This is a genomic window from Bradyrhizobium denitrificans, from assembly GCF_013179005.1.
GTDB classification, from domain to species: Bacteria; Pseudomonadota; Alphaproteobacteria; order Rhizobiales; family Xanthobacteraceae; genus Bradyrhizobium; species Bradyrhizobium denitrificans.
The window spans coordinates 16885-33852 of sequence record NZ_JABFDP010000012.1 but is presented as its reverse complement, the minus strand read 5'-3'; the positions used below and the strand labels follow the sequence as shown (position 1 = coordinate 33852).

The following is a 16968-nucleotide window of genomic DNA, read 5'->3' as shown; positions in this document are numbered from 1 at the left end:
CGGAGATCGTCTGGGCCTTCGTGCGTTACGCGGATGTCAGCATCTTTCGGTACAGCGCGTTGTAGCAGGCTGCCGACAGATCCCAGCTGAAGGAGCGCGCCATCGCCGATAGTCGCATCGCGTTCAATTGCTCCGTCCGCGTGAAAGCCGAGAAGGCGCGTTTCACGCCGCCGAGGAACGACTCCGCCGACGGCTTTTCGAACAGGAAGCCGGTCTCGCCGTCGGTGATCGTTTCAGCCAATCCGCCGGTCTGATGGCCGATCGGCAGCGAGCCGAACCGCTGCGCGTACATTTGGCTGAGGCCGCACGGCTCGAAGCGCGACGGCATCAGGGTGAAGTCGCTGCCTGCGAAGATGCGCCGCGCTTGCGCATCGTTGAACCCGATCGCAACCCCGATCGCATCCGGCCGGCGGCGATGGGCCTCCAACAATGCGCGCTCGATCGCCGGCTCGCCTGTTCCGGTGACGACGATCTGGCCTCCCGCCCCGACGATCTCGTCCGCGGCTTCCAGCACCAGATCGATGCCCTTCTGATGTACGAGACGTGCGACGATGCCGAACATCGGTCCACGCGACACCGCGAGCCCAAACTGCTTGCGGACATAGTCCGCGTTGGCCTTCTTGCCTTCCCAATCCCCGGCGGCGAAGGGCTGCGCCAGCTGCTGGCAGTAGCGCGGATCCCAGCTCTCATCGATGCCATTGAGGATCCCGGTCAGCTCATGCGCATTCGACCGCTGACGCAGCAGGCCCTCCAGGCCGCAGCCCAGCTCGGAGGTGGTGATCTCCTGGGCATAGGTGGAGCTGACCGTGGTGAGATGCGACGCATAGACCAGGCCGCCCTTGAGAAACGACAGCTTGTCGTAGAATTCGAGGCCGTCGATGTGGAACGATGATTCCGGGGCGCCGATCCTCCGCAGCGACTCCCGCGGGAACAGGCCCTGATAGGCCAGGTTGTGGATGGTCAGGATCGAGGGAACCGCGACCCCGCGCCATGCGAGATAGGCCGGCACGAGGGCCGCCTGCCAATCATTGGCGTGCACCAGGTCAGCTGCCCAGTTCTTGTCCAGGGTGCCTGCGGCGAGCTCGGCAGCCGCAGCGGCAAGGCGGCCGAAGCGGATGTCATTGTCCGCCCAGTCCTGCCCGCTCTCGTCGCCATAGGGGTTGCCGGGCCGGTCGTACAGCTCGTCGCAGAGCAGGACGTAGACCGGCAGGCCGTCGCGCGTCGATGATCGTCCGAGCGAGCAGGCCGGCATCTCCGCCAGGGCTGCGCATTGGCCGACGATCTCGATGTGAGTGAGATGTTCGATCACGTCCCGGTAGCCGGGCAGCATGATCCTGACGTCAGTGTGAGAGCGGAGTGCCCGGGGCAGTGCGGCTGAAACGGCCGCCAGTCCGCCCACCCGGACGAAATCGTCCATTTCGGTTGTAACGAACAGAACCCGCAAGAGATGTCCTCGATCAAGCCCCATGACCGTCCTATGCAAGAAAAGGTCCAAATATAGCCGTCAACGAAAGTCGTGCCGCACTGCGGCGAGAGGCGAAACGCTTTCGAGATCGAATGGTTCGATCTAGAAGCGAGGCGCACCGCGTTGCATGGCTTACGCTTCGTGAATCCGTGAGGGCGCGGCAAACTGTCCAACCGGCCATCAACGCGAAGAATCAGAACCAAGGAGCTGCGAGGGTGAGTCTAACTGGAAACGATGAGAGCCGTTTGACAGGATGCTTCGAGGGGCTCCGCGTCCTCGACTTCTCGACCACCATCGCCGGCCCGCATTGCGCCCGCATGCTTGCTGATATGGGGGCGGAGGTGATCAAGATCGAGTCAGCGGAAGGTGAAACCATGCGCACCCGCCCGCCGGTCCGGCATGGCTGCTCCACGGCTTTCGGTCAGCTCAACGTCGGCAAGAAGAGCGTGGTGCTCGATCTGAAATGTTCAGCGGATGTGGAGGCGGTGCGTCGGCTCGTCGCAACGGCCGATATCCTGGTTGAGAATTTCCGGCCCGGGGTCATGCAACGGCTCGGCCTTGCTTATGCAACGCTGAGTGAGTTGAACCCGCGGCTGATCTACTGCTCGATCTCCGGCTACGGCCAGACCGGCCCATCGGCCGAACTCCCGGCCTATGCCCCGGTGATCCATGCCGCATCCGGCTACGAGATGGCGCATCTTGCTTACCAGCCCGGCCGCAGCCGGCCGGATTATTGCGGCATCTACCATGCCGACGTGGTGACCGGCACCTACGCGTTCGGCGCCATCGCGTCCGCCCTCTATCAGCGCGAGCGCACCGGACGCGGCCAGCATATCGACTGTTCGATGCTCGAATCCATGCTCAGCCTCACCCTGAACGAGATCCAGGGCGCCCAGTTCGCGGTCGAGCCGCCGCAGCGCCCGCCGTTTGGTCCGGCTGAAACCCGCGACGGCTACGTGATGATTGCGGTTGCCAGCGAGAAGACGTTCCAGAACCTGATGGGCGTCATCGGCCGGCCCGCCTGGGTCGAGGATCCCAGATTTGCCCGCTACGCCGACCGTCGCCGTCATTGGGGGGATCTCGTGGATGGCGTCGAGGCCTGGTCCAGCGGGCTCACGACGGCCGAATGTGTCGCGGCACTGAGCGCGGGCGGGGTCCCGAGCTCGGCCTATCGAAGCGTCGCCGAGGCGCTTGCCGACCCGCAGCTCGCCCATCGTGACGCATTGGCCGAGGTGACGGACGCGGCCGGCAGCTTCAAGGTGGTCAACCTGCCGTTTCGGATGTCGGAAGCGAGGGTCGCGGCGGGAGCGCGTGCGGCGAGCCTCGGTGAGCACACGGCCGATGTTCTTCGCGAGGTCGGCGCGATCGACACCGGCCAAGGCTGAGACAAGGTCGAGCTTCATGAGACAAGGCCGAGCTTGGTGAGGCGAAAGGCTGCAGGGCAGCCATGATCGCGCGCCATGCGCGCGGCCTTGCCGCTCTGCTCGTTTCCGGCCAATGTCGCGGGATTGCAAGAACGGTGCGGACCAGCCGGACGCGCGTCTGTCGGGAGGATCTGTCGAGGCCGCGCTGCCCGCGCGAGCCGTCGCCGCTCGTCCCGTGATGGCGCTGTCCGGTCATACCGGACCACGGGAGTGAAAGATGAAGAGCTTCAAGGTCACCGATTTCAACGCGCCGCTGACCGAGGTCGACGAGCCGACGCCGCAGCCGTTCGGCAAGCAGGTGCTGATCAAGGTCAAGGCAGCAGGGGTCTGCCACAGCGATCTGCACATATGGGAAGGCGGCTACGATCTCGGCCATGGCCGCAAGCCGCTGTCGCTGAAGGATCGCGGCGTGTCGTTGCCGCGCACCATGGGACATGAGAGCGCCGGGGAGATCGTGGCGTTCGGACCCGATGTCACCGAGGCGGAGAAGGGCGGGCTGAAGGTCGGCGACGTCGCGCTGGTCTATCCCTGGATCGGCTGCGGCAAATGCGCGACATGTCTGGCCGGCGATGAAAATATGTGCCTGAAGCCGGCCTCGCTCGGTGTCTATTGCGATGGCGGCTATGCCGACCACATGACGGTGCCGCATCCGCGCCATCTGATCGATCTCAAGGGGCTCGATCCGGTGACGACCGCGCCCTATGCCTGCTCGGGCGTCACCACCTACAGCGCGCTGAAGAAGATCGAGAAGGATCTGGACACGCCGATCGTGATCTTCGGCGCCGGCGGCCTCGGCCTGATGGCGCTGTCGCTGCTCAAGGCCATGGGCGGGAAGGGAGCGATCGTCGTCGACATCGATGCCCGCAAGCGCGAGGCGGCGCTGGCGGCGGGCGCGCTCGCGGCCGTCGACGGCAAGGCGCCGGATGCGCTGGAGCAACTGACCAAGGCGGCAGGCGAGCCGATCCGGGCCGTCATCGACCTGGTCGGCAATGCCGCCACCGCGCAACTCGGCTTCGACTGTCTGACCAAGGGCGGCAAGCTCGTCATCGTCGGCCTGTTCGGCGGCGGCGCGCCATGGGCGCTGCCGCTTATTCCGATCAAGGCCGTGACGATCCAGGGCAGCTATGTCGGCAATCTCAGGGAGACAAAGGAGCTGCTCGACCTCGTCCGCGCCAAGAACATTACACCGATCCCGGTCACCCCGATGCCGCTCGCCAAGGCCAACGACGCCCTGCGCGAGCTGCAGTCGGGCAAGCTGGTCGGCCGCGCGGTGCTGACGCCTTAAGTCTCGACTCCTCTGGTCCTTGCGAGCAGCGAAGCGGCGAAGCAATCCAGCGTCTCAAGCTGGGCTCTGGATTGCGTCCTTCGCTTGCAATGACGTCGCCAACTCACTCACATTGCGAAGAAAATATGTCCTCGACCAATTCACTTCACATCGCAGTTCTGCCCGGCGACGGCATCGGGCCCGAGGTCATGGCGCCCGCTCTTGAAGTTCTGCGCAAGGTCGAGGCCAAAGCGGGCCTGGCGTTCCGCTTCACGGAAGCCCAGGCCGGCGCCGGCAATTATCTGGCGACCGGCGTGTCGATCGCCGAGTCCACGATCCGTCTCTGCGAACAGGCGGACGTGATCCTGCTCGGCGCCTGCGGCCTGCCCTCGGTGCGCTACCCCGACAACACCGAGATCGCGCCGCAGATCGAGCTGCGCTTCCACTTCGATCTCTATGCCGGGGTGCGGCCGGCGCGGCTGATCCCGGGCGTGCCGAGCCCGATCGTCGGCGCCGCGGAGCGCGGCATTGACTTCGTCGTCGTCCGCGAGTCGACCGAGGGCCTGTTCGCCTCGATGGGCAAAGGTGTGGTGACACATGAGGAGGCGCGCGAGACGCTCGTCATCACCCGCAAGACCTCCGAGCGTCTCTTCAACTTCTCCTTCAAGCTCGCCGAGCGGCGTCGGGCCCGTGGCCGTTCCGGCATTTTGGGCTGCGTCGATAAAGCGAATGTCTTCAAGGCCTTCGCCTACTTCCGCAAGATTTTCGACGAGGTCGCTGAGCTCCATCCGAACGTGAAGGCGGAGCGGCTCTATATCGACGCCTGCGCGCTGATGCTGGTGAAGCGTCCCTGGGATTTCGACGTCCTGGTCACTGAGAACATGTTCGGCGACATCCTGTCCGACCTCGCCGCCGGCCTCATCGGTGGCATGGGGATGGCGCCCTCGGCCGATATCGGCGATCGCCATGCCGTGTTTCAGCCTTGCCACGGCACCGCGCCCGACATCATGGGGCAGGGCAAGGCCAACCCGACCGCCATGATCCTGTCGGCCGCGATGATGCTGGATTGGCTGGCGGACACGCGCGGCATCGAAGGCGCGGCCGAGGCGGCGCAGCGGATCGAGCAGGCGGTCGACAAGGTGTATGCGTCCGGTCTCAAGCCGTTCGAATTCGGCGGCAGTGCCGGCACGGTCGAGGTCACCAAGGCGGTGCTGGAGGCGCTTTAGAGTATGATCCGGACAAGTGGAAACTGGTTCTCCGAAAAGATCATGCTCAAACAAGGAGGAAAGATCATGATGCGTTTCCGCGGAAACGCATCATGATCTATCGTCCCTTGAAGACCGGCTTGCGCTTGTCCATGAAGGCGCGGCGGCCCTCGCGGAAGTCTTCAGAATCCATGCAGGCGTCGCCGATCCGCTTGATGGCAGCCATGTCGCGGCCGCTCTCGTCCTTCAGCACTTCGGCGATCGTGATCTTGGCGGCCTGAACCGCCAGCGGCGCATTGCCGGCGATGGTGCGGGCGATGTCGAGCGTCGCCGGCATCAGCTCCTCATTGCCCATCATCCGGTCGATCAGGCCGATCCGCAGCGCTTCATGGGCGTCGATCCGCATCCCCGTATACAGCAGCAGCCGCGCCTGCGACGGCCCGACCAGCGAGACCAGGTTGCGCAGGCCGTCATAGCCATAGGCGATGCCGAGCCTGGCCGCGGGAATGCCGAACCGGCTGTCCTCGGCGGCGAAGCGCATGTCCGCGAGCATCGCGATCTGCAGGCCGCCACCGAGGCAGAAGCCGCGGATACAGGCGATGGTCGGCTTGGGGTAGTTCGCCAGCAATGCCCGCTGGACGGCGCTTCGCTGCGCATAGGCGTCGGAGGCCGCGGCGTTGTGCCGGCTCTGTTCGAATTGGCTGATGTCGGCGCCGGATACAAACGCCTTGTCGCCAGCGCCGATCAGCACCACAACGCGGATGTCGGTGCTGTCGCGCAAGGCGATCAGGGCCTGGCCGAGCCCGTCCCACATCTCCAGCGACATCGCATTGCGCTTGTCCGGATGGTTGAAGGTGACGACGCCGACGCCATCTCCCGCATGGGTCATCAGGATCTTGCCTTCGGCGAAGGCAATGGAGTCCCCGGCGGCGATCGGCATGGCGTTTCCAGCACATTGGCGGCGGGCAGCCGCCTTCGGGACGCGACAAGATCAGTCGCGACAAAATCGGGCCGCCATTTCCTATGACGGCAGGGATGAAAAAGGTAAGACCGCACGGCTCTCGCCGAGCGGAGATAAGGGCCGGATCATCCGGCCGCGTCGATCAGTCATCGCACTCAATCGACGTTACACGTAATCGACGTTGCACTCAGCTGACATTAACCACTGAGGCAATCCTCGGAAAGGCAGTGAACCCGCCCGAGCTGGCTGACCGCCTGGCGCCCCCAAGTTGCGCCCTCGAGCGATGATGGCCCACGTCGACCAGCAGGCGCGTCTGACCCGGTCAGACGGCTGTGCCTATTCTTCGTTCGCTGCAATCGATTCCATAAGGGCAACGAGCTGACGCTGCACCGTCTGATCCTTGATCTTGCTGTAAGCGCGCAGCAGACGCAGGCTGAAGGCGCTGTCCAGGAAGAGCAGGCTCTCGACCTCACGGGCCTTGTTGTCGCCATCGTAGAAGAAGGTCACGGGCACATCGAGCGCCGTCGCGATCTGCTGCAAGCGTGCCGCGCCGACGCGATTGACGCCCTTCTCGTACTTCTGCACCTGCTGGAAGCTCACGCCGAGCTTTTCACCGAGCTCTGCCTGCGAAATCTTCTGTTCAACCCGGCGCAGGCGAATGCGCTTGCCAAGCTCAATGTCCGGCTTGCCGGCACTGCGCTGCTTCATCTTCTTTGCCGCTGATTTGTTCATACTAGTCTTGCCGTCCTTCCATCGGAAAGCCCCCGAATAAATGGGTCAGGGGTTCACCCATATATACTGTTTTAAGTTGCCGTGGATGGATGAATTCGTCTTTAAACCACGGGTATTTGCCAGGGTTAAAAGCCTCCACCAACCAGTCAATCATATGGCGCACCCTCGGGATGCGGCCGGTGGTGGCATGGTAGGACAGCCAGATATCGTAAGACCACTTCAACTCAACCTCAAGCGGTATCATCTTTCCGCCGAGCGCGCTCGCATAGGTTGGGAATACCCCGATACCGGCACCGTGGGCGACGGCCCAGTAGTTGGCGCTCGAGACGTTGGTGGTCATCGCGATCAGGTCCCGCTGCTCGAAGCCGGGAAAGATGCTGGCAAATGCTTCGTTCGCAGCGGCTTCATCGGCGACCTGCAGAACCAAGCGATGTTTCATCAAGTCGTCAATCGTGTTCGGAACGCCATACACGTCTAGATATTTCTCGCTCGCGAAACACATCAGATGCATGCGGCCAAGCCGCACCAGCTTGACATCGAGCGCGGACGGCCGCGAGAGGTGGATGGCCACGTCGGCCTCGTGTCGCGAGACATCCGCCGAGCGCATCGCGCAATACAGGTCGACCAGCACATTCGGAAAGCTCTGCTGAAATTCGACCAGGCGCGGCGCCAGCCAGAATGTCCCAAGCCCCTCGGTGACCGCGACGCGGACCTCGCCGGACGCCGCACCGGCCAGCCCGTCGCCGGCGCGCAGCAATTCGAACGCGGCGGTCTCCATGCGCTCGACAGCGGAGACGACCAGCGCGCCTTCATCCGTCAGCCGCGCCCCGTGGACGTCGCGCGTGAACAACGTGGCGCCGATCTGCCGCTCGAAATCGTCGATCCGTCGGCGCACCGCGTTGATCGACAGCGTGAGACGTTCGGCGGCGGAACGGAAGCTGCCGGCCCGGACGACCTCGAGGAAGATCCGGGCCGCGTCCCAGTCGGTCAGGCTCGCCAGCGCCGGCTTGCCTGCTACGGCTTTCGCCGGGGCTGCCCGCCCAGACGGGCTTCGCGCAGCCGGCTTCACCGCCCGAGCGGCTGGTGCGCCCACCGCACCGGCATCACCGATCTGGTCGCCACCCGGCCCCTGGAGCGCAACCGAGGCGTCGCTGATCTCTGCCGGCACGTCCGTCGCATGAGATCCCGCTTCCTCCTGGCGTTCCTTTTGAGGAACGCCCCGTTCCGCTGCAGCGCGCATACAAGCTTTCCTCGCCTGCTAGAGTATGACCGAGAAACTACGTGGTGGCCGGTTCGATGCCATCGGTTGGTTGAGACATTGGCGATTCATGATCCCTGCGACGTGCAGTCTCTGCAGCATGGTTTTACCAGCAGCAGAAGCTTGGCAGGAACTGCCGAGTATCACGCGGGCACGCGCAGCGCGAGTCGACCGGAGCATCGACGGTTTTTGCCTCGGCCGCAATGAAATGGTAATCGAAGATGGCAAGGGGCCATGCTATCGTGGTGAACGCTGCGTGTTGTTGACTCAGCGGACTCCGATCTTCGATCATCGACTCTTGCGCGGCGATGTTGTGGAAAATCGGGGCGCCGATTGCCACAGCAGGGACGGAAGCGACGTGGAGTTCGCATACACGGCGTGGGGAGGAACGAGATGACGAATCAGGGTGCCATCCGCGGGGCGGGACTTCTCCAGCTCCATCTCGTCAGACGCTAGAACGGAACGACGCCTGTGGCCAATTCAGACGAACAAATGCTTGCCGTCCTCGCTACTCTGGAGCAGTGCCGCGCTGCGCTCACTGCTGCCGGGAATCGCGAATCGGCGCATATGGTCTCGGTTGCCATCCTCGACCTCCACATGAAGTTGAACCGCTTGAGCGAAGACGATCTCAAGTCGCTCTGCAATGAAATGGTTCAGGCTGACAACCCCGAGAAATTGCGCGATCCGAAGCCGCAGCCAGGGCAGCGCCGGCAACCTTTGCTCAGGCTGGTCAAGTAGCACGGTGCGATGCGCGCACGGGGGGCGGTTCCAAGTCGTGATCTGCCGTGATCAAGCTGTGAAGCTGGTCAGCGGTGCAAGGCTAGCCGGAGCGAATTGCTGCGGCAAGATCGGGACCGACCCTTTGTCAGGCCGATCTTCCTCAATTTGAGCGCTGAACGAAGCTCGTCAGACGATGGACCGTCTCGGCAGGGGAGATCGCCGTCGCTGCGGACGTTCGAGATGTGCGCTGGTTCTGGCCGTCACCTGCCGGCCCTGTGTTGCGTATTCCTCATAACGGCGGCATGAAGCGGAGTGCCCTGGGCACGAGGCCGCCAAGAGGGTGTATCGCGGGACCCGCATGATCCAAAACGTATCGATACCGGCTGCTTTCATTGCCGGACTGGTCAGCTTCCTGTCGCCCTGCGTCCTGCCGCTGGTTCCGCCCTATCTGGTCTATCTGACCGGCGCCACGATCGAGCATATCGAGAGCGACGAGGCGCCGGCCGCCTCGCGGCGCGCCGTCATGCTCTCGGCGGGCCTGTTCGTGCTGGGCTTCTCCACCGTCTTCGTGATGCTGGGGGCGAGCGCCTCGCTGATCGGCGGCCTGATCCGGGCCTGGTCCGAGCAATTGTCGATCCTCGCCGGCATCGTGATCATCGTGATGGGCCTTCACTTCCTGGGCCTCACCCGGATTGCGTTTCTGATGCGGGAGGGGAGGTTGCCGATCCCGAAGCCGGTCGGCCTGTGGGGGGCCTACGTGATGGGGCTTGCCTTCGCCTTCGGCTGGACCCCCTGCATCGGTCCGATCCTGGCTGCGATCCTGTCGATCGCCGCGGCCGAAGCAACGGTCGCCAAGGGCGCCGGCCTCCTGGCCATCTACTCCGCCGGGCTCGGTATTCCGTTCCTGGTCGCCGCCTTCATGATCGAGCAGTTCTCGGCGCTGTTCATGCGGATGCGTGGCCATCTGGTCAATGTCGAGCGGGCGATGGGCCTCCTGATGATCGTCACCGGCATCGGCTTTCTGACCGGCGCGGTCTCGACCTTCAGCATCTGGCTGCTCGAAACCTTCCCGGCGCTGCAGAAGTTCGGCTGAGCGGGCGCCGCTGCGGTGAGAGCATGATCCGGAAAAGTGGAAACCGGTTTTCCGAAAAGATCATGCTCAAAGAAAGAGATTCGATCATGATGCGGTCCCGCGGAAACGCATCATGATCTAATCGTCGAGCGCGCAGGTGATCGTGTAGATCACGCCCGGCGGCAGGAAGTCGACCGTGGCTTCGCCGCCGAGCTGATCGCGCGCGCTGCGCTCGATCAGGCGCGAGCCGAAGCCGCGCTGGATCGGGGCCGAGACCACCGGGCCGCCGGTCTCCCGCCATGTCAGCTTCAGCCGTGCCGGCTGCTTCTTTGCCGTATCGGCGTGGTTCAAGAGCTCCCACGACAGATCGACTGCGCCGGTGTCGTTGGACAATGCGCCGTATTTGGCGGCGTTGGTCGCAATCTCGTGCACGATCATCGACAGGACGACGGCGAGGCGCGGTGACAGCGCCACTTTGGGGCCGGTGATCCGGATGCGTTCAGGGGTGTTCAGCCGGTACGGCTTGAGCACGCGTCCGATCACGTCCTCCAGCTCGGAGCCCTGCCACTTCTCCTTGCTCAGGAGGTTGTGGGCCTCGGCGAGGGCTCCCAGCCGCCCCTCGAATTTCTCGCGCTCGAAGCGGCTGGCGCTTCGGAAGGTCTGGACGGCGATGGCCTGCAGGATGGCCAGCGTGTTCTTGACGCGGTGATTGAGTTCCTCGATGAGCAGGTCATGCAGCATCTCGGCGCGGGCGATCGTCGTCGCCATCCGCACCGCGAAGGCAAGGCCGATTGCCAGCATGATGCCGCCGATCAGGCTGGTGATGGCGAGGTTGCGCCAGAGCGGCGCCACCAGCGAGGTCTCGCTGATCCCGGCGCCGATGATCCAGCCCGTCAGGGGCGAATGGGTGAAGCTCGACAGCAGCGGCAGGCCTTCCAACGACACGCTCGACAGCGTCGCCTCGTGCTCGCTGATCATGCGTTCATAGACCGACGGCGACGCCTGCTTGCCGATCGTCTCGAGCGGATTCGGCACGCGCGCGAACACCACGGCCTGGCGGTCGAGCAGCGACAATGTCCAATCGGCGCTCGGGCGCTGCTTCTCGAGGATGGTCTGGAACATCTCGATCGGCGGACTGAAAGAGATATCGTAGATCACCTCGCCGTCGCGAAACACCGGCACCTCGACCGTGACGATCAGGCTCTTCTTCACGATGCCGTAGAACAGGTCGGAATATTGCGGCTGGCGCGTTTCGAAAACGCGTTTGGTAATCTCGCGGTTGCTGCGCAAGGGGAGATTGGCAGTGTCGGTGGTTGCCGACGAAAACAGCTGGTGTCCGTCGCGGTCAGCGACCAGGATCGTGCCGTGCTTGCCGTACTGCTCGAGGAAGCCCATCGCGATCGGGCGGAAGCGCTCGAAGTCGCCGGTCTTCAAGGCATCCGTCAGCGCCAGCACCTGCACGCCGCCCGTCATCCGCTGCATCTCCGCATCGAGCGTGAGGCGGATGGCGCGCACCGTCTCGAGCACGCGCTGCCGGGCATCGGTGCGGTCCTGCATGTAGTTGTGAAATACGATGCCGCCGGCGAATAGGATGAGCGGCAGCGTGGTCCCTGCGACCAGAAGAGCAAGCCGGACCGGCAGGGAAAGCTTTGGCACGGATGCCCCGTTGAGATGACGGTTCCAATGAGCGGTAGGACCGCAATCGGCGGCAGGAAGGCTGGGCCCGGAGACGATCGGCGATGACGGCCCGGTGGTCAGGCTGCATCGGCTGTATCCGCATGGCCCGGCGGCTGCAGCCGTTTGCATCATCAGCATAAGAGAGTGGCGCACCCGCGCCAAGCTCATTGCGCGGCGATCCCCGGTTCCATCAGCGGGCGCCGTGCCCGGTCTGGCTGCTACAGATTGCTCTCGGTGATGGCGGCATAGACCATGGTGCGCAGCTCGCGCCGGATCGGGTAGGCATTCGACGGCAGCACCTGGGTCATGAAGATCGTGATCAGCTCTTCCGCCGGGTCGATCCAGAACGCCGTGGAGGCGGCGCCGCCCCAGGCATATTCGCCGGGGCTGCCGGCAATCAATGTCTTCGCAGGATCCATCGTGACCGAGAAGCCCAGGCCGAAACCGATGCCGTTATAGGCGGCCTCGGCGAACATCGACCGCGACAGCGCCGGCAGGTCGACGCCGCCTGGCAGGTGGTTGGATGTCATCAGCTTCAAGGTCTTCGGTCCGAGCAGCCGCACGCCGCCGACCTCGCCGCCATTGATCAGCGCGCGGCAGAACGTCAGATAGTCGGCCGTGGTCGCGCACAGGCCGCCGCCGCCGGAGATGAAGTCGGGCGGGCTCAGGAACGAGCTGGTCGCGGGATCATCCTGCAAGGTCAGGCCGCCTTTGCGGTCGGCGGCGTGAAACGACAAGGCGCCGCCGGCGTCAGCCGAGTAGCAGGCCGCCAGCCGGTGCGCCTTCGTGGCCGGGACGTGAAAGTCGGTGTCGTTCATGCCGAGCGGATCGAAGATGCGCTCCTTGAGAAATTGCTCGAACGGCTTGTCCGCGATCTTGCCGACGAGATAGCCGATCACGTCGGTGGAAACGGAGTAGTTCCAGGCCTCGCCGGGCGAGAACTCCAGCGGGATCCGCGCCAGATCGTCGATCATCGACTGCAGCGTGCCGGCCTTTTCGACGGCGCCGATCTTCGCCTCGCGATAGGCCGCATCGACATTGGAGCGCTGTTGGAAGCCGTAGGTGAGGCCGGAGGTATGGCGCAGCAGGTCGACGATCAGCATCGGCCGCGTCGGCGGCCGGCTGATGAAGGCCGGCGCGGTGCCGGCGACGAACACGCCGAGATTCCTCCACTCCGGAATATATTTGGCGACCGGCTCGTCGAGCGCGACCTTGCCTTCCTCGACCAGCATCATGAAGGCGACCGAGGTGATCGGCTTGGTCATCGAATAGATGCGATAGATCGTGTCATCCTTGACCGGCACTTTGCGCTCGACATCGGCATAGCCGAGCGAACTCGCATGCACGATCTTGCCGCGGCGATAGACCAGGAACTGGGTGCCGGGAAAGCGGCCAGCCTCGACATAGCGGTCCCTGAGATGGGCGTCGATGCGGTCGAGCGCGGCTTTGGACATGCCGACGGTGTCGGGCGAGGCGGGGGTGGGGGCGAGCATCGGGCGTCTCCGCTGTCGTTCGATTTTCGTGGCCCGCGCGCGTGGCGGCCTGGCGCAAGCGAGGAGTCGGGTGATAGCGGAAAATTGCCCGGTCTCCAATGGCAGCGCTTGCCGGGCTGATGTAGCGTCAGCCGCCGGGAGGACTGCCAATGACCCAATTCAATGAAGCCGAGCTTACCGACGCGGTCGTCGCAAGCTTCGACCAGACGCCCGACAGCCGCGTGAAATTCCTGCTGCAGGAACTCGTGACCTCGCTTCACGACTATGTCCGCAAGACCCATCTGACCTTCGACGAATGGGCCGCCGCGATCGAATTCCTGACCCGGACGGGACAGACCTGCACCGCCAGCCGGCAGGAGTTCATCCTGTTGTCGGATGTGCTCGGCGTGTCCATGCTGGTCGACGCGATCAATCACCGGGAGCGCGCCGGCGCGACGGAGACCACGGTGCTCGGCCCGTTTTACGTCGGCGAGCATCGGCAGATGCCGCATGGCACCGATATCTCCGCAAACCTGAAGGGCGAGAAGATGTTCGTTCAGGGGCGCGTCACCGATCTTTCCGGCGCGCCGCTCGCGGGCGCGGCTGTCGACGTGTGGCATGCCGATGATGAAGGCTTCTACGATTCACAGCGGCCGGCCTATGCTGCGGACGGCCCGTCGTCGCGGGCGCGGTTCATCACCGATGCGGACGGACGCTTCTTCTTCCGCACCATCCTGCCCTGCAGCTATCCGATCCCGACGGATGGTCCGGTCGGCCAGCTGATCCTCGCGACCAAGCGACATCCGATGCGGCCGGCCCATGTCCATTTCCTGGTGGATGCCGCGGGCTATGAGCCGCTGATCACCCATGTCTTCATCGGCGGCGATGCGTACCTCGATAGTGACGTGGTCTTCGGCGTGAAGGACGAGTTGGTCGCGACGGTGAGTCAACAGACCGATCCGGTGATGCCCGACGGCAAGCTGGCAGCCTCTCCGTGGCACCTGATGACCTACGAATTCCGCATGAAGCCGGGCGCCGGCACCGCTCCCCAACCGATGTTGGCGAAGCCCGCAACGGCCGCAGCGGAGTAGGATAAATGAAGGCGCCCACTTTTTGTGCAACGCACAGGAAGTGGGCGAATCGCAAATTTTGCGTGCGATTGCGATGATCCGCAGGTGCTGGTGATTTTGACTAAGCTATTGTTTTCATAGAAATTCCCGCTCATTCGATTGCTGGCACAAAGCTTGAATAGATGGCTCTGACGCCATCGATGCCGTCTGCGCAAACCCCATCCGACATCTGACGCTGCCCCTCCGAGGCATCCCTCGGAACGCGCCCCTGTGCGCGATCGATCGGCGACTGGCGGACGGGCCCTTCAACCCATCGAGCGCTTTTCAGACAAAGGACGACAGCACTCATGACGAAGACTGCCAATCCTGCTCGCCGCAACGGCCTCAGCCGTCGTCAGCTTCTCAGGGCCGGCGCCGGCACGGCTGCGCTGCTCGCCGCGGCGAAGCTGAACCTGCCTGGCGGAGCGTTTGCGCAAGGCGCAGGGCCGGAAGTCACCAGCGCCAAGCTCGGCTTCATCGCCTTGAGCGATGCCGGCCCGCTGTTCGTCGCCAAGGACAAGGGCATGTTCGCCAAATACGGCATGCCCGATGTCGACGTGCAGAAGCAGGCCTCGTGGGGGACGACGCGCGACAACCTCGTGCTGGGCTCCGAAGGCAATGGCATCGATGGCGCGCACATCCTGACGCCGATGCCTTATCTGATCTCGTCGGGCAAGGTGACGCAGAACAATCAGCCGACGCCGATGTACATCCTGGCGCGGCTCAATCTCGATGCGCAGTGCATCTCCGTCGCCAAGGAATATGCCGACCTCAAGCTCGGCCTCGACACCGCGCCGTTCAAGGCCGCTCTCGAAAAGAAGAAGGCCTCAGGCAAGGCCGTGAAGGCCGCGATGACCTTCCCGGGCGGCACGCACGATCTGTGGATCCGCTACTGGCTCGCGGCCGGGGGCATCGATCCCGACAAGGACATCGAGACCATCGTGGTGCCGCCGCCGCAGATGGTGGCCAACATGAAGGTCGGCACCATGGACTGCTTCTGCGTCGGCGAGCCCTGGAATGCGCAACTCGTCAACCAGGGCATCGGCTACACCGCGGTGACGACCGGCGAGATCTGGAACAAGCATCCCGAAAAATCCTTCGCGATGCGCTCAGCCTTCGTCGACAAATATCCGAAGGCCGCGAAGGCGCTGACCATGGCGGTCATGGAAGCCCAGCAATGGTGCGACAAGATGGAAAACAAGCAGGAGCTTGCGACCATCATGGCGAAGCGGCAGTGGATCAACTGCCCGGTCGAGGACGTCGCGGGGCGCTCGGCCGGCAAGTTCGACTACGGCACCGGCAAGGTGGTCGAGAACTCGCCTCATATCATGAAGTACTGGAGCGACTTCGCCTCCTATCCGTTCCAGAGCCACGATCTCTGGTTCATCACCGAGGACATCCGCTGGGGCAAATACGAAGCGGGCTTCGACGCCAAGGCGCTGATCGCCAAGGTCAACCGCGAGGACATCTGGCGCGAGGCGGCCAAGGACATGAACGTCGCCGCCGCCGAGATCCCGACCTCCAAGTCGCGCGGCAAGGAGACGTTCTTCGACGGCAAGGTGTTCGACCCCGAAGATCCCGCCGCCTATCTGAAGTCGCTGTCGATCAAGCGCGTCGACGCCTGATCAGGACCCGCCGCGCGCGAGCTGCGCGCGGCTCCTCTCATTGCACGGAGAAAGGTTTCCGATGTCCATGCCAGCGTTGACGAGCGATAACGCGCCCAAGATCGTGCCGACGGCACCCGCGCCCACGGCCGCTTCTGCGTCCGTGGTGACGATGACGCCGAAGCAGCCGCCGAAGGCTGAGCGCTATGTGAAGATGGCCCGAGAGGCCGCCGTGCGCGTGGTGCCGCCGCTGATCGTGCTGGCGCTGTTCCTCATCGTCTGGGAGCTGTTGTGCCGCCGCGCCGGCTCGGCGCTGCCGCCGCCATCGCGCGTGTTTTCGGATACGCGCGAGCTGATCTTCGATCCGTTCTTCGACCATGGCGGCATCGACAAGGGCCTGTTCTGGCATCTCGAGGCGAGCCTCCGCCGCGTCGCGATCGGCTATGCCATCGCCGCCATCGTCGGCGTCGCGGTCGGCACGCTGATCGGCCAGTCGGTCTGGGCGATGCGCGGGCTCGATCCGATCTTCCAGGTGCTGCGCACGATCCCGCCGCTGGCCTGGCTGCCGCTGTCGCTGGCGGCGTTCCGCGATGGCCAGCCGTCGGCGATCTTCGTCATCTTCATCACCTCGGTGTGGCCGATCATCATCAACACTGCGGTCGGCATCCGCAACATTCCGCAGGATTATCGCAACGTCGCCGCGGTGGTGCAGCTGAATCCGCTTGAGTTCTTCGCCAAGATCATGATCCCCGCGGCCGCTCCCTACATTTTCACCGGCCTGCGCATCGGCATCGGCCTGTCCTGGCTCGCCATCGTCGCCGCCGAGATGCTGATCGGCGGCGTCGGCATCGGCTTCTTCATCTGGGACGCGTGGAATTCCTCGCATATCAGCGAGATCATCCTGGCGCTGTTCTATGTCGGCATCATCGGCTTCGTGCTCGATCGCCTGATCGCGACCGTCGGTAAAGTCGTCACCCGCGGCACCGCGACGAACTGAGAGGGATT

General features: G+C 64.1%; 14 protein-coding genes. 8 read left to right on the top strand and 6 right to left on the bottom strand.

Going from position 1 to position 16968, the window contains the following annotated elements:
* Positions 1–25: 25 nt before the first annotated feature.
* A complete protein-coding gene (gene glgA, locus HL671_RS14565; protein WP_172236796.1) occupies positions 26–1444 on the bottom strand; it encodes a glycogen synthase GlgA in 1419 nt (472 codons plus the stop codon).
* 338 nt (positions 1445–1782) lie between these two features.
* Here glgA and HL671_RS14560 point away from each other — a divergent pair, with 338 nt between their 5' ends.
* The 3 genes from HL671_RS14560 to HL671_RS14550 all read left to right on the top strand — a co-directional run bounded on the left by HL671_RS14560 (position 1783) and on the right by HL671_RS14550 (position 5379).
* Complete coding sequence (locus HL671_RS14560; RefSeq protein ID WP_246579516.1) at positions 1783–2850, top strand: CaiB/BaiF CoA transferase family protein; 1068 nt, start codon at positions 1783–1785, stop codon at positions 2848–2850.
* Between the two features lie 256 nt (positions 2851–3106).
* Positions 3107–4174 (top strand): alcohol dehydrogenase, encoded by a 1068-nt coding sequence (locus HL671_RS14555; protein ID WP_172236795.1) that lies wholly within the window; start codon positions 3107–3109, stop codon positions 4172–4174.
* A gap of 125 nt (positions 4175–4299) precedes the next feature.
* The gene (locus HL671_RS14550; RefSeq protein ID WP_172236794.1) at positions 4300–5379 is read left to right on the top strand and encodes an isocitrate/isopropylmalate dehydrogenase family protein; all 1080 of its coding nucleotides are present in this window, start codon (positions 4300–4302) and stop codon (positions 5377–5379) included.
* Positions 5380–5476: 97 nt separating this feature from the next.
* Here the strand turns inward: HL671_RS14550 and HL671_RS14545 are convergent, their stop codons facing one another.
* From HL671_RS14545 to HL671_RS14535, 3 genes are all read right to left on the bottom strand, one after another.
* Positions 5477–6298 (bottom strand): enoyl-CoA hydratase, encoded by an 822-nt coding sequence (locus HL671_RS14545; RefSeq protein ID WP_172236793.1) that lies wholly within the window; start codon positions 6296–6298, stop codon positions 5477–5479.
* Positions 6299–6655: 357 nt separating this feature from the next.
* Complete coding sequence (locus HL671_RS14540; protein WP_012042961.1) at positions 6656–7051, bottom strand: helix-turn-helix domain-containing protein; 396 nt, start codon at positions 7049–7051, stop codon at positions 6656–6658.
* 1 nt (position 7052) lies between these two features.
* Positions 7053–8291: a LysR family transcriptional regulator gene (locus HL671_RS14535; protein ID WP_172236792.1), complete on the bottom strand. Its 1239-nt coding sequence runs from the start codon at positions 8289–8291 to the stop codon at positions 7053–7055.
* Positions 8292–8780: 489 nt separating this feature from the next.
* On the opposite strand from HL671_RS14535, the gene HL671_RS14530 reads away from it, so the two are divergent.
* On the top strand, positions 8781–9047 hold the full coding sequence (locus HL671_RS14530; RefSeq protein ID WP_312010723.1) for a hypothetical protein: 267 nt from the start codon (positions 8781–8783) through the stop codon (positions 9045–9047).
* Positions 9048–9387: 340 nt separating this feature from the next.
* Complete coding sequence (locus HL671_RS14525; RefSeq protein WP_012042964.1) at positions 9388–10122, top strand: cytochrome c biogenesis CcdA family protein; 735 nt, start codon at positions 9388–9390, stop codon at positions 10120–10122.
* A 117-nt stretch (positions 10123–10239) separates the two neighbouring features.
* Here HL671_RS14525 and HL671_RS14520 read toward each other — a convergent pair whose 3' ends face one another.
* Complete coding sequence (locus HL671_RS14520; protein ID WP_012042965.1) at positions 10240–11757, bottom strand: sensor histidine kinase; 1518 nt, start codon at positions 11755–11757, stop codon at positions 10240–10242.
* A 239-nt stretch (positions 11758–11996) separates the two neighbouring features.
* The gene (locus HL671_RS14515; RefSeq protein WP_172236791.1) at positions 11997–13271 is read right to left on the bottom strand and encodes a serine hydrolase domain-containing protein; all 1275 of its coding nucleotides are present in this window, start codon (positions 13269–13271) and stop codon (positions 11997–11999) included.
* A 149-nt stretch (positions 13272–13420) separates the two neighbouring features.
* Between HL671_RS14515 and HL671_RS14510 the strand changes: the two genes are divergently transcribed.
* The 3 genes from HL671_RS14510 to ntrB all read left to right on the top strand — a co-directional run bounded on the left by HL671_RS14510 (position 13421) and on the right by ntrB (position 16960).
* A complete protein-coding gene (locus HL671_RS14510) occupies positions 13421–14341 on the top strand; it encodes an intradiol ring-cleavage dioxygenase (protein ID WP_172236790.1) in 921 nt (306 codons plus the stop codon).
* Positions 14342–14667: 326 nt separating this feature from the next.
* Complete coding sequence (locus HL671_RS14505) at positions 14668–15984, top strand: CmpA/NrtA family ABC transporter substrate-binding protein (protein ID WP_172236789.1); 1317 nt, start codon at positions 14668–14670, stop codon at positions 15982–15984.
* Between the two features lie 61 nt (positions 15985–16045).
* A complete protein-coding gene (gene ntrB / locus HL671_RS14500) occupies positions 16046–16960 on the top strand; it encodes a nitrate ABC transporter permease (RefSeq protein WP_172236788.1) in 915 nt (304 codons plus the stop codon).
* Positions 16961–16968 lie beyond the last annotated feature (8 nt).